Source organism: Microbacterium sp. STRO-2N, from assembly GCF_057747775.1.
Genome location: NZ_CM173223.1, coordinates 851,581 through 872,431, shown reverse-complemented (window position 1 = coordinate 872,431; position 20,851 = coordinate 851,581). Strand labels below are relative to the sequence as shown.

The window sequence follows — 20,851 nt, the reverse complement described above, 5'->3', positions numbered from 1 at the left end:
TCACACAATCGCTCTGGGTCACAACTCGGTAAACGGGGAACTGCCGGTGGCGCGTCGCCCGGCGCCGGGGCACAATGGTGGCCGGAACCGGTTCCACAATCCACGGACTGCGTCGTCCGTGGACACGAGGAGGACCCGATGGCGGGGATCGCCGACGTGGCGCGCGCGGCAGGCGTCTCGAAGTCGACGGCTTCGCGGGCGCTGACCGGCTCAGGCTACGTCTCGGCGGCGACGCGCGCCCGGGTGAAGGATGCCGCGGCCGCCCTCGGCTACGTCCCGACCACGAGCGCGGTGAGCCTCGTCACCGGGCGTACCCAGACGATCGGCGTCGTGATGCCGTCGCTCGACCGCTGGTTCTTCGCCCAGGTTCTCGAGGGCATCCAGGACGCGCTCCTGGAGCACCGCTACGACCTCGTGCTGTACGGCGCGCCGCCGGAGTCCGCGGCGAGGCGCGAGATGTTCGAGCACTTCCTCGCCCGCAAGCGGTTCGACGGCCTCATCGCCGTGGGCATCGAGCCCAGCGCCCGCGAGCTCGAGCGCCTCATCGCCTTCGGCAAGCCCGTGGTGAGCGTCGGCGGACACGACGCCGGCACCAATGCCGTCTCGATCGACGACGAGGCGGCGGCGCGCATCGCGACCGAGCACCTCGTGGGGCTCGGCCACCGCGACATCGTGTTCCTCGGCGGCGATCCCGACGGCCGACGGACGAGCTTCGGCGACGGACGTCGCTCCGACGGCTACCTCGCCGCCATGCGTGACGCCGGGCTCGCGGCATCCGCTCGCCACGTCCCGTCCGAGGTGACGCTGCCAGGAGGATACAGCGCGGCGGCGGAGGTGCTGGGCGATCGCCGCACGCGCCCCACCGGCATCGTGGGCGTGTGCGACGAGGTCGCCATCGGGGCGATCATCGCCGCGCGGCGTCTGGGCATCCGAGTGCCCGAGCGGCTCAGCGTGGTCGGCATCGACGACCACTCGTACGCCGAGATGTTCTCGCTGACGACCCTCCAGCAGCGCCCGCACCAGCAGGGCCGCGCAGCGGTGCAGCTGCTGATGTGGCGGCTCGGCGACCCCGAGGCAGCCACGCACCGCATCTACGAGTCTTCGCCGCTCGTCGTGCGCAGCTCCACGGCGGCCGTCGACGACGCGGCTTCGGCCATCGTTCGCACCGCGCCACCCGGCACCTGACGTGACCCCTGCCGAGACTTCACGATTGTCATCGATCCGGGCGCTTTCGATGACAATCGTGAAGTCTCGGCGGAATGGCGACGGGCTAGAGAAGGCCGAGCTCGCGGAACGTCCGCGCCTCCCACGCGACCCGCTCGACGGCATCCTCGACGTGCGCGACGACGCGGAACGTCTCGTCTCCGCGCTCGACGCTGCTGACGAGCTCCGAGTCGATCACGGCCGGGGGCGGCCCGCCGATCACGGCCTCGAGCACGCGGGTGAACGCGCCCGTCCGATGCAGCGGAGCGAGGAGCTCTCCGCCCGCCCGTGCGTGCGCGGCGAGGTTCGCGAGCAGCCCGGTGCGCTCGTATGCGTACGTGCGCGGGAGCGCGTGCCCGTCGCGGAAGACGTGCAGCGTGTCGAGCGTGTAGTGATAGACCAGGTGCCCGCGCGTGCCGCGCACCAGGACGTACGGCTCATGCCGTCGCGCCGCCGTGACCGCGAGTCCCGCCGCGACGAGGACACCGCCGTGCAGCTCGATCATGAGCGACGATGTGTCGTCGGTGGCGATGTCGTTCGCGCGACGCAGGTCGGCGTCGACCGCGACGACGTCGTCAGGCGACGCCGCCCCCGCGATCGCGAGCGCGGTCGCCACCGCGTGTGCGAGCGGGTTCGTCACCACTCCGTCGGCCACGAGCCTGCCGTCACGCACGCGGTGTCCCGCCCACGGTGCCCGCCGCCAGTACTCCTCCGACCTCGACCACAGCCCCACCGCGCTGTAGTGGAGGACGTCGCCGATGACACCGGATGCCGCGACCTCGGCGGTCGCGCGCACCCCCTCGCTGCCCAGCGACTGGAAGCCCACCTGCACGGCGCGGGACGCGGCATCCGTCGCCTTCAGAAGTTCGAGGTGGTCGGCCACGGACGGCACCGGCGGCTTCTCGAGGAGCACGTGGGCGCCGCGCGCGAGCGCGCGGCGCGTGAGGTCGGTGTGCGTGGGGATCGGAGTGCTGAGGACCACCACGTCGAGCCCGACCTCGTCGATCATCGCGGCGGCGTCGGGGAACACCAGCGTCGCGGCGGGGACGTCGCCTCCGCCCCGCGGGTCGGCGACGGCGACGAGCTCGAGGCCGTCTGCGAGCGCGAGCGTCGCATCGACGTGCGTGCGGCCGTGACCGTGGACCCCGGCGATTCCGACGCGAAGGAGACCGGTCACAGGCCGGCTTCCTCGCGGAGCGCGGGCAGCGCGCGCTCGACTGCCGCGGCGTCAGGCAGCTCCACGTCGAGGACGTACGCGGTCAGCTCGAGGTCGAGCTCCCCGCCCTCGGGGAGCGTGCGCGGCTCGTCCCAGGCGATCGCGGGCCCGGCGCCGAGGTACTCGGCGAACCGAACGAACCACGGCATGCGCTCTTCGCCCTGCGTGAGCACGACGGTGGTGCCGCGCTCGGGGAACGTGAAGGCGATCCACGGCGTCGCGGCTCCGTGCACGTCGCGCTCGGTGTCGCCCGCAGGGCTGAAGACACGCGCGATCTCGGGCGCGAACCGCCAGAAGATGCCGCCGTAGCCGGCGCCCTCCCGGCCGTTCGTGGCCGGGGAGCCGAAGGTGATGGCGTCGAGCGTCGCCTTGAGGTGGCTGCGCCACCGCAGCGCCCACCCGTTCGCGAGCTCGGCGGAGCGGAGCTCCCGCACCTCGACGAGCTGCGTGGTGCCGTGCTGGTCGACCCAGCTCAGGCGCTCGTCCAGCGCGTGGCCGTCGATGTGGAGCCGGTCGCGCCGCTGACGGCCGTGGTTGGGCACCATGATCGACCCCTCACCGCGTACGTACGTGCGACCGCCCCAGTACGACGTGCCGTTGACGTCGGGGATCGCGAGGCTCACCCCGAGGTGGTGCGGGTGGTCGGTCGGCTCGGTGACCGACAGCGGCGTGCCCGCACGCGAGATGACCGCGTCCAGGTACGGGCGGGGCGAGAGCACCGAGTCGACGGTCGCGCCCTCCTCGTACTGCGCGACCACCGTCGAGCCGAGCCGCAGCACCGGCCGCGCCGGGCCGACCCAGCCGCTCGCGTGCGACGCGGGCCCCGAGCTTCGGCGGGCGACGAGCACCGGGCGATAGAAGAGCGGATGATCCGCGCTCTCGCCCTCCAGCGCCTGACGCATGCGATTCCACGCCTGTCGCCCGATCTCGATGCGCGGCACCGACATCGTGGTGAGCGGCGGCGCGGCGAAGCGCGACTGCGGGATGTCGTCGATCCCCACGATCGACAGCTGCTCCGGCACCTCCACGCCCACTTCGCGCAGCCTCGACATGAGGCCGAGGGCGACGAGGTCGTTGAACGCGATCGCCGCGGTCGCGCCGGTCTCGAGCACGGCGTCGGCCGCGTCGTAGCCGGCCTCCATGCTCGAGCCCGCGACGATCGTGAGGAACTCCAGGTCCGGGTACTCGCGCGACAGCTCGCCGAGACCCTGCGCGCGCTGCTCGTTCGCGTAGCTGAGCGCCGGTCCCGCGACGTACGCGATCCGCCGGTGGCCGAAGCCGCGCAGGTGGGTGCCGAGCTCCTTGACCGCCGTCACGTAATCGACCGAGAGCTGCGGCGCGCGCGCGTTCTCGACACGGCGGTTGACCACCACGACCGGGGCCGTGCGCTGGATGAGCTCGCTCAGCTCGGCATCCGGCATCCGCGGCGACACCAGAACGAGAGCGTCGCACTTGCTGCGAGCCTCGCTCGCGATCTCGGCCTCGACGCCGACCGACTCGGCGCTGTCGGCCACCAGCACGCGGTAGCCGTCACGGGCGGCGGCGACCGTCAGTCCCTTCAGCACGCCCTGGAACATGGGGTTCTCGAGGTCGGGCACCAGCAGCGCGATCGTGTGGCTGCTCCCCCGCACGAGGCTGCGCGCGGCTTCGCTCGGCGAGTAGTTCAACGCGGCGACCGCGCGATTGACCTTGGCGACGATCGCAGGATCCACCGTGGCGACGCCGTTCAGGACGCGCGACACCGAGGCCTGCGAGACACCGGCGTACTGTGCGACCTGCGCCATCGTGATGGGGCGCGACGTGACCTCGGTCAACGCGATCCTCCTCCTGTTCCCATCATGGGCGTGTACGACCTCCCCGCGGCGCATTCGCGCCGCAGTCGTTCGGGCATGGCCCGCCCGGGACCGGACCCCTCATCACTTCGGTCCGGCCCCGTGCGGTCTGTGGCGCCGCGTCCGGGACGGCGCGGGCGGCTGACTAGGCGGCTGTCTGGACGGGTCTAGATGGCGGCGTCATCCAGGGCCCGCTGCAGCTCGGCGATGAAGCTGGCTGCGGCGTCCTCGGGCGTCAGCTCGCCGAACAGCACCCGCTGCGTGTGCTGGTCGATGATCGTCTCGATCGCTCCGCCGCCCGGGGGCGTGGCCGGCGGGGCGTCGCCGACCCGCGGCGCGATGTCGTCGAGGAACCCGACGACCTCCTGGTTCGTCTCGTCGAGCTTCGGCGTGATGTACTCGCGGATCTTCTCGTTCGCCGGCACCCCGCGCTCGGCCAGCAGCAGGTCGGCCGCCTCCTCGCTATTGGAGAGGAAGTCCAGGAAGAGCGCGACCTCGCCGGGGTGCTCGGTCTTGGCCGAGGCCGACCAGAACATCGACGGCTTGTAGTACGCCGACTTGCTCTCGCCCTCGTCGGGCGTCGGCACCATGAGCGGCACGAGGTTCTGTCCGCTCGCGTCGCGCAGCGCCGCGACCTGGTTCGACCACCACGGCCCGAACGCCGACTGGTTCGTCGCCGTGAACGACTCGGCAAGGCCCGCCGACTCGCGCTCGATGGTGGCGGAGGGGTCGGGCGTGCCGCCCGCCTCGGTCACGTCGAGCAGCAGCTGCCACCACTCGGCGAGCGTCTCCTCCGACGCCGTGACCTCGGGCGACCCGTCCTCGGCGTACAGGGACTCGCCGTGCTGGCGGAGCCAGTTGTTGAGTCCGCCGTCCTCGAAGCCCCACGACTGCGAGCCGATGACCGCGCCGCCGCTCGCGGCGGTGATCTCCTCGGCGAGCGCCGTGAAGTCCTCCCACGACCACGTCTCGTCGTCGGGCGCCTCGATGCCCAGGCTCTCGAGCAGATCGAGGTTCGCCATGTACGTGTAGGAGTTGATGCCGACCGGGATGCCGTACTGGACTCCGTCGAGCGCGCCGGTGCCCAGCACCGCCTCGGGGAAGTCGTCCGTCGGCAGCGAGTCGCCGAGCGTGCCCAGGTCGAGCAGCACGCCGTTCGCGGCGTACGTCGACAGCTGCTTCTCGTCCATCTGGATGATGTCGGGCGCGTCGCCCGCGGCGACCGTCGTCGCGAGCTTGTCCCAGTAGCCGGCCCAGTCGGTGTACTGCGGCTCGATCGTGATGTTGTCGTGCTCCGCCTCGAAGGCGGCGATGAGCTCCTCGGTGATCCCGTGGCGGACGTCGTTGCCCCACCACGTGAAGGTGAGGGTGACGGGTTCGTCGGACAGGGTCGGACCGGTGGCGGGGGCATCCGTCGATCCCGCGCACGCGGTCAGCGTCAGCATCGTCGCTGCGCCGACGGCGGTCAGCAGCCGGCGCGGTGCCGTTGTGGTGCGTCGCATGTCTTGCATCCTTTCGACCGGAGTCGGTGTGTGGTGTGGTGCGTGTGATGAGGACGGGCGGGCGCCCGCGAAGGTGTTGCGTGACGCGTGCGTCACTTGATCCCGGTCGTCGCGATCCCCTTGATGAGGAACTTCTGGCCGAACAGGAAGATCAGGAAGATCGGGATGAGCGAGACGACGCTCATCGCGAACATCTGGGCGTAGTTGGTGGTGCTCTGCGCGTCTTCGAACGACCGCAGCGCGAGGGGAACGGTGTACAGCTCGGGTTTGGTGAGGAAGATCAGCTGCGAGAAGAAGTCGTTCCACGTCCAGATGAACGTGAAGATCGCGGTGGTCGCCAGCGCCGGGACCATGAGCGGCAGGATGATCTGCAGGAAGATGCGCGGATGCCCCGCCCCGTCGATGCGCGCCGCCTCGTCGAGCTCCTTCGGGATGCCGCGGATGAACTGCACCATCAGGAAGATGAAGAACGCGTCCGTCGCCAGCAGCTTCGGCACGATCAGCGGCAGGAACGTGTTCACCCAGCCCAGCTGCGAGAAGAGCACGTACTGCGGGACGATGATGACGTGGATCGGGAGCATGATGCTCAGCAGCATCACCGCGAACCAGAATCGCTTCCCCGAGAACTGCAGTCGGGCGAACGCGTACGCCGCCATCGAGCACGACACGAGGTTGCCGATGATGCACCCGAGCACGATGAGCGCCGAGTTCCACATGTAGACGTTGAACGGATAGGCCAGCGCCGTCCAGCCGTCCACGTAGTTCGAGACCTCGAAGCTGTCGGGGATGATGCTCGGGTCCCGGAAGATCTCGTTGTTCGGCCGCAGCGAGCTCACGACCATCCAGATGACCGGGTACAGCATCCCGAGCGCCAGCGCGATGAGGAGGGCGTGACGGATGACGCTCGTCAGGGGCCTGCGGAACGGGTTGCGCCGCGGGGTGCGCGGCGGCCGGCCCGTGACGACCGTCTCGGTCGCGAGCGGAGCCGTCATGGCGGCGTCGTCAATCTTGGTCATCGTAGAAAACCCAGAATCTCGAGGTCCAGAACATCAGGACGGTCAGAATGCCGATGATGACCAGCAGCAGCCACGCCATGGCCGACGCGTAGCCCATGTTGTAGTTGGTGAAGCCCTGCTGGTACAGGTACAGCGTGTAGAAGAGCGTCGAGTCGACCGGGCCGCCGGTGCCGCCCGAGACGATGTACGCCTGCGTGAACGACTGGAACGTGCCGATCAGCTGCAGCACCGCGTTGAAGAAGATGATCGGGGTGAGCAGCGGCACCGTGATGCGGAACAGCTGCTGCCGGCGGCTCGCTCCGTCGACGGCGGCCGCCTCGTAGTACATCGACGGGATCTGTCGCAGTCCGGCGAGGAAGATCACCATGGGCGAGCCGAACGTCCAGACGTTCAGGATCATGAGCGTCCCGAGCGCCGTGTCGGGGTTCGAAATCCATCCCTGCCCGTCGATACCGAAGACCGCCAGCACCTGATTCACGAGGCCGTCGACGCCGAAGATCTGCCGCCACAGGATCGCGATCGCGACGCTCGCGCCGAGCAGCGACGGCAGGTAGAACGCGGAGCGGTAGAACGCGAGGCCTCGGAGGCCGCGGTCGAGCACGATCGCGAGGAAGAGCGCGACGGCCAGCTGCAGCGGAAGCGAGACGAAGACGTACGTGAACGTGACCTGCAGCGCACTGTGCAGCCGCTCGTCCTCCCACATGCGGGCGTAGTTCTCGAACCCGATCCACTTCGGCGGGCTGAGCAGGTTGTACCGCGTGAACGACAGCCCGAACGAGGCCACCATCGGCCCGATCGTGATGAGCACGAGCCCGACGAACCACGGCGCGAGGAAGAGGTACGCCGCCTTGTTCTGCTTCTTGCCGTCCGCCTTGGCGGAGCGGAGCTTGCCGAGCTCGCCGATCGCGCTCATGCGGCTGCTCCGCGGTGCGTCTTCGCCACCGTGTCCTCCGGGTCTCGTCGTCGAGCTGAGAATGCGCTTTCTGGAATGCGCTTTCTCAGTATGGACAGACCGGATGCCGCAGCGCAACCCTTACCGTGAAATCAGGAGGATTTCTGTCATCCCGCTCGAGAAAGGGAATTCACCGCCCGACCCAAAACGCGCCACCGCTCAACGTGAGGAGCCACGCCCGGACATGACGAGGGCCCCGGATGCGCAGCATCCGGGGCCCTCGTGAAGAAGAGCGAGATTACTTGAGGGTAACCGTCGCGCCGGCCTCTTCGAGAGCGGCCTTCGCCTTGTCGGCGGTCTCCTTGTTGGCGCCCTCGAGGACGGCCTTGGGAGCACCGTCGACGACGGCCTTCGCCTCACCGAGGCCGAGCGAGGTGAGCTCGCGGACGACCTTGATGACCTGGATCTTCTTGTCGCCGGCGGCCTCGAGGATGACGTCGAACGCGTCCTTCTCCTCGGCCTCCTCGGCGGGGGCACCACCGGCGGGAGCGCCGGCAGCGGCCACGGCCACGGGGGCGGCGGCGGTGACGTCGAAGGTCTCCTCGAACGCCTTGACGAACTCGCTGAGCTCGATGAGCGTGAGCTCCTTGAACGCGTCGAGCAGCTCCTCAGTGCTGAGCTTTGCCATGATGTTTCTCCTTGATTGTGGTTGTGCTACGCCGGGGCCCGATGTCAGGCCGCGGACTCCTGCTTCTCGCGCAGCGCGTCGACCGTGCGGACGGCCTTCGACGGAAGCGCATTGAAGACGTATGCCGCCTTGGTCATCGAGGCCTTCATCGCACCGGCGAGCTTCGCCAGCAGGACTTCACGGCTCTCGAGGTCGGCGAGCTTGTTGACCTCGTCAGCGCTCAGGGGGTTTCCGTCGAAGAAACCGCCCTTGATCACGAGAAGAGGGTGTGCCTTGGCGAAGGCACGCAGGCCCTTCGCGACGGCGACCGGGTCGCCGTGCACGAACGCGATGGCCGACGGACCCTTGAGGTCGTCGTCCAGCGACGAGATCCCCGCGTTGTTCGCGGCGATCTTGGTGAGCGTGTTCTTCACCACGGCGTATTCCGCGTCCTGACGGATGGTGTTGCGGAGCTCCTTGAGCTCTGCAACCGTCAGACCGCGGTACTCGGTCAGCAGAACGGCGGTCGAGTCCTCGAAGTTCTTCGTGAGCTCGGCGACCGATGCTTCCTTCTGCGCCATGGCCACTCCTTGTGTGTACGAGACGCTCCGCGATGGCGGGGCGCCGGCCGCAGGCTCCGGTCATCTGAGTCGGCGCGGGCAAACAAAAACGCTCCGGCGCAAGCGCACGGAGCGGGATTCCTGAATCCAGGAGAATCGTTCGTGACACCTGCGCGGGCCCCTGCGTCTGCAGTGCTTCGATCTCGGTGCGCTTTCACGCACGTCGATGACCGGCGGTCTTCGGCTTCGTCCAGGGTACGCGATGGCGGGGGAACGGCCAAATCGAGACGGCGCCCGTCAGATCTCGCGCTCCGGGTGATCGAGGTCGGCCTCGACGCCGAGATCTCGCGCCGCGCGCGAGATCCGCGCCGCGAGCTCGGCATCCTTCGCCGTCAGCCCGTCGGCCGAATGGGTGTAGAGCCGCACGCGCACCGCGGTGTAGCGGACGTCGACGTCGGGGTGGTGATTCGCCTCCTCGGCGAGCTCGGCGATGGCCGCGAACAGCCGTGCACCCTTCGCGAAGTCGCCGGTGCGGAACCGCGCGTACGCCCCCGAGGCCGTCGCGTGCCACTCCTCGACGCCGGGCGAGCCGTGGAACTGGTCGGTGGAGATGGTGTCCATGTCCCCGACGATGCCACTCCTCTCGCATGCCGCAAGGGGGTACGCCTCTCGGCGTCGGCGGGCATGTCTGCCGACGGGCGTCGGGCGCCGGGGTTACGCTCGAACGGTGACCCCCGAGCTCGCCGCACGCACCCCTGAGCTCGCGGCCCGCATCGTGGCGGACTCGCGGGACCGGGTCGCGTGGGTGCGGGCCCGCTCACGGGGCATCACGGCGACGGACGTCGCGACCCTCACCTCCGAGCGGGCGATCGCCCGCGCCGCCGACGCCAAGCTCATGGGCTCGGGATTCTCGGGCAACGCCTTCACGGCGCACGGACGCGCACGCGAGCCCGAGATCGCGGCGTGGGTGGCAGCCACCCACGGCATCCAGCCGTCATCCGCGCTGTTCCACGCGGTCGTCGAGAAGCGGCACCTGGCCACCCCTGACGGCATCGCGGTCGATACAGCCGGGCGCATCGTGCTCGCCGAGATCAAGACGACCAACAAGGCGTGGCGCAGCATCCCCCGGTCCTACCTTCGTCAGGTGTGGTGGCAGCAGCACGTGCTGGGCGCCGAGCGCACGCTCGTGGCGTGGGAGCAGCACGACGGCTTCGTGCCGGTCGGCGACGAGCCGCGCTGCGCGTGGGTCGATCGCGACGATGCCGAGATCGCGAAGCTCGTGCGCCTCGCGACCGCGCTCATCGACGAGCTCTACCTGCGCACGACGCGCGGGCGGCAGGACGCCCGGATGCCGCAGCCGCCGTCCGCGCCGCGGCAGCCGTTCCGGGCACTCGCACTCGCCGACTGACCTCTCGCCGACCGACCCTCCGGCCGCGCGCCTCAGGTCAGGGTCGTCGCAGTCTTGGCCGAGGCATCCCACAGTCGCAGCCCCGTCGCCTCGCCGCCGGCGAACGGCGCGGCGATCGCGTGCACCGCACGCGCGAGGTGCCCGGCGTCCAGTCCGCGCGCCAGCGTGATGTGCGGCGACCAGCGGTCGGGTGCCGTATTCGAGTAGCGCGGCTCAGGAGGCCCGAGTCGCGCCGCGACTGCGCGATGGAACTCCAGCAGGGCCGCGGATGCCACGACATGGCGCGTCAGCACCGACCGGGCCGCACCCCCGAAGACGAGCAGGCCGCTCAGCTCGACGCGCAGCGGAAGCTCCGCGGCGAGGCCGGCGAGGCTCGCAAGGCGGATGTCGTCGCGCACCGCGACCGTGATGTGCGGGCGATTCGTCGGAGCGGGGTTGCGGCCCGAGCTCGGCAGCCCGGCATCGAGGAGCCGCGCCCAGTCGTCGCGCACGGCGCGCTCGGCGGCGTCGTCCAGAAGCAGCTCGACGCTGAACACGGTCCCATCATCACGCGCGAGCGCGCACGTCGCCAGGAAGCGTGGGAATAGTTGACACAGGTCAACGATTACTCATATAGTTGACCGATCTCAACTGTTGACTACTGTCAACAATCTTCCGCGCCACCGTCGTCGCGTCCCTCGTTCGCATCAGCTCCACCAGAAGGACACTCATGGCCTCGACCTCCCCCGCACGCGCAGCGGCGCCCGCCGCCGAAGACGACGCGCGCCGGCATCGCCGCGTGCTGCAAGCCCTCACCGGCCTCCTCCTCGGCATGTTCGTGTCGATGCTCGCTTCGACCGTCGTCTCGACGTCGCTGCCCGTCATCGTCCACGATCTCGGCGGCGACCAGGCGGCGTTCACGTGGGTCGTCACGGCGACGCTGCTGACCACGGCGATCTCGACCCCGATCTGGGGCAAGCTCGCCGACCTGTTCAACCGCAAGCTGCTCATCCAGATCGCGATCGTGATCTTCGTGCTGTCGACCGCGGCCGCCGGCTTCTCGCAGGATCCCGGCATGCTCATCGGTCTCCGCGCGGTGCAGGGCATCGGCGCGGGCGGCCTCGCCGCGCTCAGCCAGGTGATCATGGCCGACATCATCAGCCCCCGCGAGCGCGGCCGCTACATGGGCCTGTTCGGCGCCGTCATGGCCGTCGCGACGGTCGGCGGGCCGCTCCTCGGCGGGTTCATCACCGACACGCTCGACTGGCGCTGGAACTTCTTCATCGCGGTGCCGTTCGCGGTCGCGGCGCTCGTCATGATGCAGCGCACGCTGCACCTGCCCGCCCGGCCGAAGACGAAGGTGCGGATCGACTACGTCGGCATCGTGCTGCTCTCGACCGCCGTGTCGCTGCTGCTCATCTGGATCACGAACGCCGGCAAGGACTACGACTGGTGGAGTGTCGAGACCATCCTCATGGTCGGCGGCGCGCTCCTGGCGATCATCCTGTTCGTCGTCGTCGAGCTGCGCTCGAAAGAGCCGCTCGTCCCCCTGACGATGTTCCGCAACCGCACCTTCACGCTCGCCGTGGTCGCCTCGATCGCGATCGGCATCGCGATGTTCGGCACGTCGGTCTTCCTCAGCCAGTACATGCAGATGGCACGCGGCGCCACTCCGACCGAGGCCGGTCTCATGACGATTCCGATGATCGCGGGCCTGCTCATCGCGTCGATCGTGATCGGTGGGCTCGTGACCCGGCACGGCCACTGGAAGCCTTATCTCGTCGTGGGCGGCGTCCTGCTGATCGCCGGCTCGTTCCTGCTGTCGACCATCGAGTACGACACGAACTTCGTGCTCGTCTCGCTCTACATGTTCCTGCTCGGCGCGGGCGTCGGCATGACGATGCAGAACCTCGTGCTGATCGTGCAGAACACCGCGAAGCCCTCCGAGATCGGCGTCGCGAGCTCGGGCGTCACGTTCTTCCGCAGCCTCGGCGGCACGATCGGCGTGTCGGTGATGGGCGCGGCGCTCGCCACCTCGGCGACCGACCTCGTCGCCGATCGCCAGGGAGATATCGCCGCGGCGATCGCGAAGCTCGGCGAGAAGGGCGCCGCCGTCGCCGCGCAGCTGCAGTCCGGCGCGATCCCGAACGTCGCACAGCTGCCCGAGGGCATCCGCGTGATCTTCGAGGACATCTACGCCCAGGCGATCGCGCACTCGTTCCTCATCGCGGTGCCGCTCGCCGTGGTGAGCCTCATCGCGATCGTGTTCCTGCCGAACGTGCCGCTCACTCGCATGACGACGAGCGAGCGCGTCGCCGCGAGCGAGGCCGACCTCGCGACCGTCTCGACCGCCGAGGGCATGGACGCGCTGACCGCGACTGCGACGACCACGAACACGACGGATGCCGCGACCCACGCCGAGACGGCGGCCGAGGCGGGGTCCGCACGCCGCTAATGTCGATCACGATGCCCACGAACGAGACGCGAGAGGCGCGCACCGAGGCGGTGCGCGCCCTCGAGGCGGAGTTCGGCGAGCTGATCAACCGGTTCCGGCGGATCATCCTCGAGAACGCGAACCGCGTGAGCCCGGGCATGCTGCCCGGTGCCTACAAGGTCTTCACGACCATCGTGCGGCGCGAGTCGATCACGCTCTCGGCCCTCGCCGACACGCTCATGTCCGACAAGGGCCAGATCAGCCGCACGGTGCGCGAGCTCGAGCAGCTGGGTCTCGTGCAGCGCACGCCCGATCCCGACGACGGCCGCTCCAGCCTGCTCTCCCCCACGCCCGAGGGCCTCGAGCGTCTCGCCGCGGCGCGAGCGCCGCAGGAGAGCACACTGGTCGACGCCCTCGAGGAGTGGCCGGTCGACGACATCCTCAACCTCACGCGACTGCTGCACGCCCTCACCGCAGGCGAGTCGCCGAACTCCTGAGAGTCCGGCGACACCCCGTCAGCGCCCGGTCAGCACCGGTTCAGCGCTGCGAGAACGCGGCGTCGAATGCCGCCTCGGAGGGCCGGTAGGTCGACAGCCGGCGGACGAACTCGAGCGCCTCCGGCGCGCCGACCAGGCGATCCATGCCGGCGTCCTCCCACTCCACCGAGAGCGGTCCGTCGTAGCCGATCGCGTTGAGCATGCGGAACGCGTCCTCCCACGGCACATCGCCGTGACCCGTCGAGATGAAGTCCCAGCCTCGGCGCGGATCCGCCCACGGAAGATGCGACGACAGCCGGCCGTTGCGGCCGTTGAGACGCTTCTTCGTGTCCTTGCAGTGGACGTGGTAGATCCGGTCCTGGAAGTCCCACAGGAACCCGACGGGGTCGAGGTCCTGCCACACCATGTGCGACGGGTCCCAGTTCAGGCCGAACGCCTCACGGTGGCCGATGGCCTCGAGCGTGCGCTTGGTGCTCCAGTAGTCGTACGCGATCTCGGACGGGTGCACCTCGTGCGCGAAGCGCACGCCGACCTCGTCGAACACGTCGAGGATCGGGTGGAACCGCTCCGCGAAGTCGCGGTAGCCGGCATCCACCCACTCGTCCGACGCGGGCGGGAACATGGCCACGGCCTTCCAGATCGACGAGCCGGTGAAGCCGGTCACCGTCTTCACGCCGAGCTTCGCGGCCATGCGGGCGGTGAGCTTCATCTCCTCGGCCGCGCGCTGGCGCACCCCCTCGGGGTCGCCGTCGCCCCACACGCGGTCGTTCAGGATGTCGCGGTGCCGCTGGTCGATCGGGTCGTCGCACACCGCTTGACCCGCGAGATGGTTCGAGATCGTGTAGACCTTGAGGCCGTTGCGCTCGAGGATGTCGAGCCGGCCCTGCACGTAGGCGTCGTCGTCCCACCTCGACACATCGAGGTGGTCGCCCCACGACGCGATCTCGAGTCCGTCGTACCCCCATTCGCCCGCGAGCCGTGCCACCTCCTCGAACGGAAGATCAGCCCACTGGCCGGTGAACAGAGTGATCGGTCGCGTCATCGCGAACACCTTTCGTCGTAGGGATGCCGGAGCTCAGCCGGCGATGGAGGTCCAGACGCTTCCCGCCGCCGAGCTGCGCTCCACCCCGTCCAGCACCCGCTGGACGTGGAGGCCGTCGGCGAAGGACGGGCGGGGCTGCGAGCCCTCGTCGATGGCTGCGACGAGATCCCGCACCTGGTGCGAGAAGCCGTGCTCGTAGCCGAGCATATGACCGGTCGGCCACCACGGCGCGAGGTACGGGTGGTCGTGCTCGGTGACGAGGATACGGCGGAAACCCTGCTCGAGCTCCGGCTGCGTCGCATCGTAGAACTCGAGCTCGTTGAGGCGCTCGAGGTCGAACGCGAGCGCGCCCTTCGACCCCGAGATCTCGATGCGCAGCGCGTTCTTGCGGCCGGTGCGGAAGCGCGTCGCCTCGAACGAGGCCAGCGCGCCCGACTCGAGACGGCCGGTGAACAGCGCCACGTCGTCGACGGTGACCTCGCCGCGCTCGGCGGATGCGGTGCCCGACAGTCCGACGCCCTCACCGAGCAGAGGGCGCTCGGCGACGAGGGTCTCGAGGATGCCCGACACCGAGGTCACCTTCTGACCGGTGATGTACTCGGTGAGATCGACGGCGTGGGCTCCGATGTCGCCCAGAGAGCCGGAGCCCGCCTGCTCCTTCTTGAGGCGCCACGTGAGCGGCGCATCGGGGTCCATGAGCCAGTCCTGCAGGTACTCCGCGCGCACCTGGCGGATCTGGCCGATCCGTCCAGCGGCGACGAGGTCGCGGGCGAACGTGGTGGCAGGGACGCGGCGGTAGGTGAAGCCGACCATGGAGCGGACTCCGCGCTCGGCTGCGGCGGCAGCCGCGCGATCCATCGCCTCCGCTTCGGCGACGGTGTTGGCCAGCGGCTTCTCGCACAGCACGTGCTTGCCGGCCTCGAGCGCCGCGATGGCGATCTCGGCGTGCGTGTCGCCGGGGGTGACGATGTCGACGATGTCGATGTCGTCACGCGCGATGACCTCGCGCCAGTCGGTGGCGCTCTCGTTCCACCCCCACTTGCGGGCGGATGCCGCGGTCGCTTCGGCGTTGCGGCCGACCACGACGGTCATCTCGGGTTCGCGGGGAAGGTCGAAGAATCGCGGGGCGACTCGCCACCCCTGGGAATGTGCGGCGCCCATGAAGCCGTGGCCGATCATGGCGACGCGAAGCGTATCGGTCAACGCGCTGTCCTCACTTCTCGGAAGGGTGAAGCAGGGGCGCCCGCCGTCTCGACGGGCGCCCCGTGCTCGTCTTCTGTCTTACTCGAACGAGAGGTCGATGTACTGGTCGACGTTCTCCTTGGTCACCACGGGCGCGTCGAGGACGATGCGGTTCGGGATGCCGGGTGTGATGAGGTCGCCCATCGTCTTGCCCTGCGCGATCAGGCGCGCGAGCGCCACGCCGTCGGCAGCCTGCGTCGACGGGTAGATGACGGTCGCCTTGAGCACCGAGTCGTCGGCCTGGATGGCCTCCATGGCGCTGCGGCTTCCGGCGCCGCCCATCATGAAGAACTCGTCGCGGCCCGCGGACTCGATGGCGGCGAGGACGCCGATGCCCTGGTCGTCGTCGTGGTTCCAGATGGCGTCGATCTGCGGGTTCGCGGCGAGGAGCTGGGATGCCGCCGCCTCACCGCCCGCGACGGTGAAGTCCGCCGCGACACGGGCCGAGACCTCCAGGCCGCAGTCCTCCAGTGCGTCCGCGAAGCCCTGCGAGCGGTCCTGCGTCAGCGGCAGCGAGTCGATGCCGGCGATCTCTGCGACGACGGCGTCGGTGTTGCCGTCGAGCTGCTCGCAGATGTAGGTGCCGGCGCTCACGCCCATGCCGTAGTTGTCGCCGAGGACGGTCGCGCGCGCGGCGAACGGGCTCGAGAACTCGCGGTCGACGTTGATGACCGGCACGCCGGCCTCCATCGCCGCGATGGCCGCCTCGGTCAGAGCGGCGCCGTCCGACGGGAGCAGCACGATCGCGTCGACACCCTCGTTGACGAACGTCTCGACCGCCGCGATCTGCGCGATCGGGTCGTTGGTGCCCTCCGCGACACGCAGCTCGACGTCGTCGAAGCTGTCGGCCGCGGCCTGCGCGCCCGAGTTGATCGCGCCGAGCCAGCCGTGGTCGGCCGCGGGGCCCGAGAAGCCGATGACGACCGTGTCGCCGGACTCGGCGTTCTCCTCCGTCGTGGTCCCCTGGTCCACGACGTCGCCCTCGTCCGCGCCTCCGCCGGTGCACCCGGCGAGAAGTCCGATGGCTGCGATGACAGCGGTGCCGGTGAGCACCAGCCGCGTGCGCGCTTTCAGGTGTGAGCGCATGTTTCCTCCTTGAAATGTGATGCAGCGGTGACAGCGCGCTGCCTTCGAGGGGGATGACGGGCCCGCACTCCAGGATCCACGCTGACGGGGACCACCGTAGCAGAAGTGTCGCGAACGTTGTCAGCTTTTGATTTCCACTCGTCATAAGTCCGCCGTCATGCCTGGTCGGTCGCGAGTTCACTGCAGAGTCACCCGGACTGCAGCTTCTGCGGTTTCCCGCGCTCGCGAGCCGGTCCGCCGGATCAGGGCTCGGCACCACCGCGATCGGCGTGTTATGTTCATCGCGTGATCAAAGTTGACCATCAATCGGCATTACTCGATGTCAGAGGCGTGACGAAGGCGTTCGCGGGCGTCCAGGCGCTCCGCGGCGTGGACCTGGAGATCCTGCCGGGCGAGGTGCACTGCATCCTCGGTCAGAACGGTGCGGGCAAGTCGACGCTGATCAAGACGCTGGCCGGCGTCCACCGTCCCGACGAGGGCGAGATCTCGTGGCTCGGCGAACCGGTCGAGATCCCCACCCCCGAGGCCGCGATCGAGCTCGGCATCGCGACGATGTACCAGGAGCTGGACGTCGTCGACGGGCTCACGATCGCCGAGAACATCTTCCTCGGCCACGAGCTGTCGCGCGGCGGGTTCACCAAGCGCTCCGAGGCCGCCAAGCAGACCCGCGAGCTGCTGCGCCGCCTCGGGCACGGCGGGCTGTCGCCGCACACCGAGGTCGGGCAGCTGAGCGCCGCCAACAAGCAGATCGTCAGCATGGCGCGCGCCCTCTCGCACGACATCAAGTTGATCATCATGGACGAGCCCTCCGCGGTGCTCGACGGCGAAGAGGTGAAGAACCTGTTCCACGTCGTGCGCGAGCTCACCTCCGCAGGGATCGCCGTCGTCTACATCACCCACCGCCTCGAGGAGATCCGCCAGATCGGCGATCGCATCACGGTGCTCAAGGACGGCCGCTCCATGGCCAGCGGGCTCTCGGTGGCCGACACCCCCACTCCCGAGCTGATCCGTCTCATGACCGGCCGCTCGGTCGAGAACGTCTTCCCCCCTGCCGCGCCCATCCCGGGCGACGCCCCGGTGGTGCTGGAGGTCGAGGACCTCGCGGCAGCCGGCGCGTTCGAGGGCGTGTCGTTCTCGGTGCGCGCGGGCGAGATCGTCGGGCTTGCGGGCCTGGTCGGCTCCGGCCGCTCCGAGATCCTCGAGACCGTGTACGGCGCACGCCGTGCCACGGCGGGCACGGTGCGGGTAGGCGGAAAGCCGCTCCCCCGCGGCTCCGTCGTCGCCGCCGTCCGCGCCGGCATCGGATTGTCTCCTGAGGAGCGCAAGAGCCAGGGTCTCGTCCTCGACGAGCCCATCTACGTCAACGTCACGCTCTCGTCGATGTCGCGGTTCGCCAAGGCCGGCTTCCTCGACGAGCGCGCCGAGCGCAAGGTCACCCGGGAGCAGATCGAAGCCCTCGAGCTGCGCCCCGCCGACCCCGACCGTGAGGCGATCACCCTCTCCGGCGGCAACCAGCAGAAGATCCTGCTCGCCCGCTGGCTGGTCCACGGCACGAAGGTGCTGCTGCTGGACGAGCCCACGCGAGGCGTGGACGTCGGCGCCCGCGCCGAGATCTACGCCCTCATCCGACGCCTCGCCGCCGCCGGCAACGCCATCGTCATCGTCTCCAGCGAGATCGAGGAAGTGCTCGGCCTCGCCGACACCGTCCTCGTCGTCGCCGACGGCCGCGTGCTCGAGACCCTACCCGCCCCCGAGATCGACGAGCACGGCGTGCTCGACCTCGTCATGAAAGGAACCGCCGCGTGAGCGAGCAGAAGACCACGGGGGCCGAAGCCGTCCCCTCGAACGGCGATGTCACGACCCCCGGCGCCCCGGCGCCGCGCAAGAGCGGCGTGCAGCGGCTGCTTTCGGGATCCGTCGGCCGCAACCTCGGCCTCGTCCTCGCGCTGATCGTGCTCGTGATCGTCGGAGCCGTCACGGCGCCCGACACGTTCCTCACGGTGAGCAACACCCTCACGATCCTCCGAGCGGCCTCGATCGTCGGCGTGATCAGCATCGGCATGACCCTGGTCATCATCGCCGGCGGCATCGACCTGTCCGTCGGAGCGGTCATGGGGCTCGCCTCGGTCGTCGCCGCCATCGCGGCTGTCCAAGACCTCGCCGATCAGATCCACTGGATCATCATGGTCGTCTTCGCACTGGCCGTCGGGTTCGCCGCCGGCCTCATCAACGGCATCGTCATCGCGTACGGCAAGGTGGTCGCGTTCATGGCGACCCTCGCCATGCTCGTCTCCGCACGCGGCCTTGCCGAGATCATCGCCGAACGCCGCACCCTCCAGGTCGGCAACCGCGACTTCATCGAGTTCATGAATCTCGACATCATCGGCGTCGACATGCTCATCTGGATCTTCGCGATCGTGGCTGCCCTCGGCTGGGTCATCCTCAACCGGACCACGTTCGGCCGCCGTACCGTCGCGATCGGCGGGAACCGGGAAGCGGCGCGGCTGGCGGGCATCAACGTCAAGCGGCACACGATGTGGCTCTACGCGATCCTCGGCCTGTGCGTCGGCATCGCCGCCGTGATGATCCTCGGACGGACGACGGCCGGAACCTCCACTCACGGCACGCTGCTCGAACTGGATGTCATCGCCGCGGTCGTGGTCGGCGGCACGCTGCTCGCGGGCGGTCGCGGCACCATCACGGGCACGGTCCTCGGTGTCCTCATCTTCCAGACACTCACGAACGTCTTCGTGCAGAACAACCTGTCCTCCTCCGTGCAGAACGTGGCGAAGGGCATCATCATCGTCGTCGCCGTGCTGCTGCAGCAGCGGTTCGCCAAGCCGACCGGTCGCGCGACATGACCGGATGCCGCGGCCCGGTCCCGCAGCGCCTTCCACGGCCTGCGACCGGGTCGCGGCCTGGTCCGACCCGCGATCCGGCGCCTGTGATGCGCCGATATTCTGAGGTGTGAAGATGAGCATCGAACCGACGACGAACGTGGCCGGCGTGAGCCAGCTGTTCCAGCTGCTGCGCGACGGCGTCCCCCGCACCCGGGCGGAGCTGGCGAAGTCGACGGGACTCGCGCGCTCGACCATCGCCGCCCGCGTCGACGAGCTCATGCGCATGGGCCTGATCACACCGGTCGCCGACGGAGTCTCGACGGGCGGGCGTCCGCCGTCGCAGTTCGCGCTCAATCCTGCGGCCAAGGTCGTCGTGGCGGCCGACGTCGGGGCCTCGCACGCGACCGTGGCGATCACGGACCTCACCGGGAGCGTGCTCGCGGAGCACTCCGAGCCTCTCGACATCGCACTCGGGCCCGTTCCCGTGCTGACCTGGCTGGTCGAGAGCGCCACCACGCTCCTCGAACGCGTCGGCCGCGACCGCTCGCACGTCGCGGCGATCGGCATCGGCGTGCCCGGCCCGGTGGAGCACTCGACCGGTCAGCCGGTCAACCCGCCGATCATGCCCGGATGGGACCGCTTCGACATCCCCGGCTGGCTCAATCAGCACCTCGAGGTGCCGGTGCTCGTCGACAACGACGTGAACATCATGGCGCTCGGCGAGCGCTCCGTCGCGTGGCCGGGCGTCGAGCACCTCATGTTCGTCAAGATCGCCACCGGCATCGGGGCGGGCCTCATCTCGGGCGGCACCCTGCAGCGCGGCGCGCAGGGCGTCGCCGGCGACATCGGCCACGTGCAGGTCGCGCGCGCTGCGGACGTGCCGTGCCGTTGCGGCAACCGCGGCTGCCTCGAGGCGATCGCGGCGGGTCCGGCGATCGCCCGCACCCTGCGAGGGCAGGGCGTCGAGGCGCACACCGGGTCCGACGTCGTCGACCTGGTCAAGCGCGGCAACATCGAGGCGATCCAGGCCGTGCGCCAGGCCGGCCGCGACATCGGCGAGGTCCTGACGACCTGCGTGAGCCTGGTGAACCCGTCGGTCATCACCATCGGCGGGTCGATGGCGCGCGTCGGCGAGCACCTCATCGCGGGCGTCCGCGAGGTCGTCTACACGCGCTCGACGCCGCTCGCGACCGAGCACCTCGCGATCGTGCAGTCGATGACGGCCGAGCACGCCGCCGTCCTCGGCGCCAGCATGCTCGCGGTCGAGCACGCGCTGTCTCCCGAGGCGCTCGCCGTCGGCTTCCGCTGAGTACGGGCTCGCCGCTGCCCGCGCACGACGCGCTTTTGCCACGCGGTAGCACCCGCGTAACACGTCCGAGACAAACTCGCGGTTGACTGGAGTCACCGAGGAAGAGCGCCGCCGACGACGACACGC

At 69.6% G+C, this 20,851-nt stretch carries 19 protein-coding genes; 7 read left to right on the top strand and 12 right to left on the bottom strand.

Annotated features, from left to right (window positions below; genetic code table 11):
* Positions 1 to 138: 138 nt before the first annotated feature.
* Positions 139 to 1,185 carry a LacI family DNA-binding transcriptional regulator gene (locus tag AC3ANN_RS03825; RefSeq protein WP_488339679.1) on the top strand — a complete coding sequence of 349 codons (1,047 nt, stop codon included), beginning with the start codon at positions 139 to 141 and terminating at the stop codon, positions 1,183 to 1,185.
* 85 nt (positions 1,186 to 1,270) lie between these two features.
* On the opposite strand, the gene AC3ANN_RS03820 is transcribed toward AC3ANN_RS03825, so the two are convergent.
* From AC3ANN_RS03820 to AC3ANN_RS03785, 8 genes are all read right to left on the bottom strand, one after another.
* A complete protein-coding gene (locus tag AC3ANN_RS03820; protein WP_488339678.1) occupies positions 1,271 to 2,380 on the bottom strand; it encodes a Gfo/Idh/MocA family protein in 1,110 nt (369 codons plus the stop codon).
* Positions 2,377 to 4,233 carry a DUF6807 family protein gene (locus AC3ANN_RS03815; protein ID WP_488339677.1) on the bottom strand — a complete coding sequence of 619 codons (1,857 nt, stop codon included), beginning with the start codon at positions 4,231 to 4,233 and terminating at the stop codon, positions 2,377 to 2,379. The genes AC3ANN_RS03820 and AC3ANN_RS03815 overlap by 4 nt, the downstream gene beginning before the upstream one ends.
* A gap of 185 nt (positions 4,234 to 4,418) precedes the next feature.
* Positions 4,419 to 5,753 (bottom strand): ABC transporter substrate-binding protein, encoded by a 1,335-nt coding sequence (locus AC3ANN_RS03810; RefSeq protein WP_488339676.1) that lies wholly within the window; start codon positions 5,751 to 5,753, stop codon positions 4,419 to 4,421.
* A gap of 92 nt (positions 5,754 to 5,845) precedes the next feature.
* On the bottom strand, positions 5,846 to 6,769 hold the full coding sequence (locus AC3ANN_RS03805) for a carbohydrate ABC transporter permease (RefSeq protein WP_488339675.1): 924 nt from the start codon (positions 6,767 to 6,769) through the stop codon (positions 5,846 to 5,848).
* Positions 6,756 to 7,682, bottom strand: coding sequence for a carbohydrate ABC transporter permease (locus AC3ANN_RS03800; protein ID WP_488339674.1), 927 nt, complete (start codon positions 7,680 to 7,682; stop codon positions 6,756 to 6,758). Before AC3ANN_RS03800 ends, AC3ANN_RS03805 begins: the two co-directional genes overlap by 14 nt.
* Before the next feature lie 277 nt (positions 7,683 to 7,959).
* A complete protein-coding gene (gene rplL / locus AC3ANN_RS03795; protein ID WP_109211492.1) occupies positions 7,960 to 8,349 on the bottom strand; it encodes a 50S ribosomal protein L7/L12 in 390 nt (129 codons plus the stop codon).
* Between the two features lie 44 nt (positions 8,350 to 8,393).
* Entirely contained in the window at positions 8,394 to 8,909 is a 516-nt protein-coding gene (gene rplJ / locus AC3ANN_RS03790; protein WP_488339673.1) for a 50S ribosomal protein L10, read from the bottom strand.
* Positions 8,910 to 9,185: 276 nt separating this feature from the next.
* Positions 9,186 to 9,509, bottom strand: coding sequence for a 4a-hydroxytetrahydrobiopterin dehydratase (locus AC3ANN_RS03785; RefSeq protein ID WP_488339672.1), 324 nt, complete (start codon positions 9,507 to 9,509; stop codon positions 9,186 to 9,188).
* Positions 9,510 to 9,615: 106 nt separating this feature from the next.
* On the opposite strand from AC3ANN_RS03785, the gene AC3ANN_RS03780 reads away from it, so the two are divergent.
* Positions 9,616 to 10,296 (top strand): YqaJ viral recombinase family protein, encoded by a 681-nt coding sequence (locus AC3ANN_RS03780; protein WP_488339671.1) that lies wholly within the window; start codon positions 9,616 to 9,618, stop codon positions 10,294 to 10,296.
* 32 nt (positions 10,297 to 10,328) lie between these two features.
* On the opposite strand, the gene AC3ANN_RS03775 is transcribed toward AC3ANN_RS03780, so the two are convergent.
* Positions 10,329 to 10,832 (bottom strand): 2'-5' RNA ligase family protein, encoded by a 504-nt coding sequence (locus AC3ANN_RS03775; RefSeq protein WP_488339670.1) that lies wholly within the window; start codon positions 10,830 to 10,832, stop codon positions 10,329 to 10,331.
* Positions 10,833 to 11,005: 173 nt separating this feature from the next.
* On the opposite strand from AC3ANN_RS03775, the gene AC3ANN_RS03770 reads away from it, so the two are divergent.
* Positions 11,006 to 12,730: an MDR family MFS transporter gene (locus AC3ANN_RS03770; protein WP_488339669.1), complete on the top strand. Its 1,725-nt coding sequence runs from the start codon at positions 11,006 to 11,008 to the stop codon at positions 12,728 to 12,730.
* A gap of 11 nt (positions 12,731 to 12,741) precedes the next feature.
* Positions 12,742 to 13,206: a MarR family winged helix-turn-helix transcriptional regulator gene (locus AC3ANN_RS03765; protein ID WP_488339668.1), complete on the top strand. Its 465-nt coding sequence runs from the start codon at positions 12,742 to 12,744 to the stop codon at positions 13,204 to 13,206.
* Positions 13,207 to 13,246: 40 nt separating this feature from the next.
* On the opposite strand, the gene AC3ANN_RS03760 is transcribed toward AC3ANN_RS03765, so the two are convergent.
* From AC3ANN_RS03760 to AC3ANN_RS03750, 3 genes are all read right to left on the bottom strand, one after another.
* On the bottom strand, positions 13,247 to 14,248 hold the full coding sequence (locus AC3ANN_RS03760) for a sugar phosphate isomerase/epimerase family protein (protein ID WP_488339667.1): 1,002 nt from the start codon (positions 14,246 to 14,248) through the stop codon (positions 13,247 to 13,249).
* Positions 14,249 to 14,281: 33 nt separating this feature from the next.
* On the bottom strand, positions 14,282 to 15,427 hold the full coding sequence (locus AC3ANN_RS03755; RefSeq protein ID WP_488340906.1) for a Gfo/Idh/MocA family protein: 1,146 nt from the start codon (positions 15,425 to 15,427) through the stop codon (positions 14,282 to 14,284).
* Between the two features lie 102 nt (positions 15,428 to 15,529).
* Complete coding sequence (locus tag AC3ANN_RS03750; RefSeq protein ID WP_488339666.1) at positions 15,530 to 16,576, bottom strand: substrate-binding domain-containing protein; 1,047 nt, start codon at positions 16,574 to 16,576, stop codon at positions 15,530 to 15,532.
* 330 nt (positions 16,577 to 16,906) lie between these two features.
* On the opposite strand from AC3ANN_RS03750, the gene AC3ANN_RS03745 reads away from it, so the two are divergent.
* The 3 genes from AC3ANN_RS03745 to AC3ANN_RS03735 all read left to right on the top strand — a co-directional run bounded on the left by AC3ANN_RS03745 (position 16,907) and on the right by AC3ANN_RS03735 (position 20,725).
* Positions 16,907 to 18,382 carry a sugar ABC transporter ATP-binding protein gene (locus AC3ANN_RS03745; RefSeq protein ID WP_488339665.1) on the top strand — a complete coding sequence of 492 codons (1,476 nt, stop codon included), beginning with the start codon at positions 16,907 to 16,909 and terminating at the stop codon, positions 18,380 to 18,382.
* Entirely contained in the window at positions 18,379 to 19,437 is a 1,059-nt protein-coding gene (locus AC3ANN_RS03740) for an ABC transporter permease (protein ID WP_488339664.1), read from the top strand. Before AC3ANN_RS03745 ends, AC3ANN_RS03740 begins: the two co-directional genes overlap by 4 nt.
* A gap of 112 nt (positions 19,438 to 19,549) precedes the next feature.
* Positions 19,550 to 20,725 carry an ROK family transcriptional regulator gene (locus AC3ANN_RS03735; RefSeq protein ID WP_488339663.1) on the top strand — a complete coding sequence of 392 codons (1,176 nt, stop codon included), beginning with the start codon at positions 19,550 to 19,552 and terminating at the stop codon, positions 20,723 to 20,725.
* Positions 20,726 to 20,851: the final 126 nt, after the last annotated feature.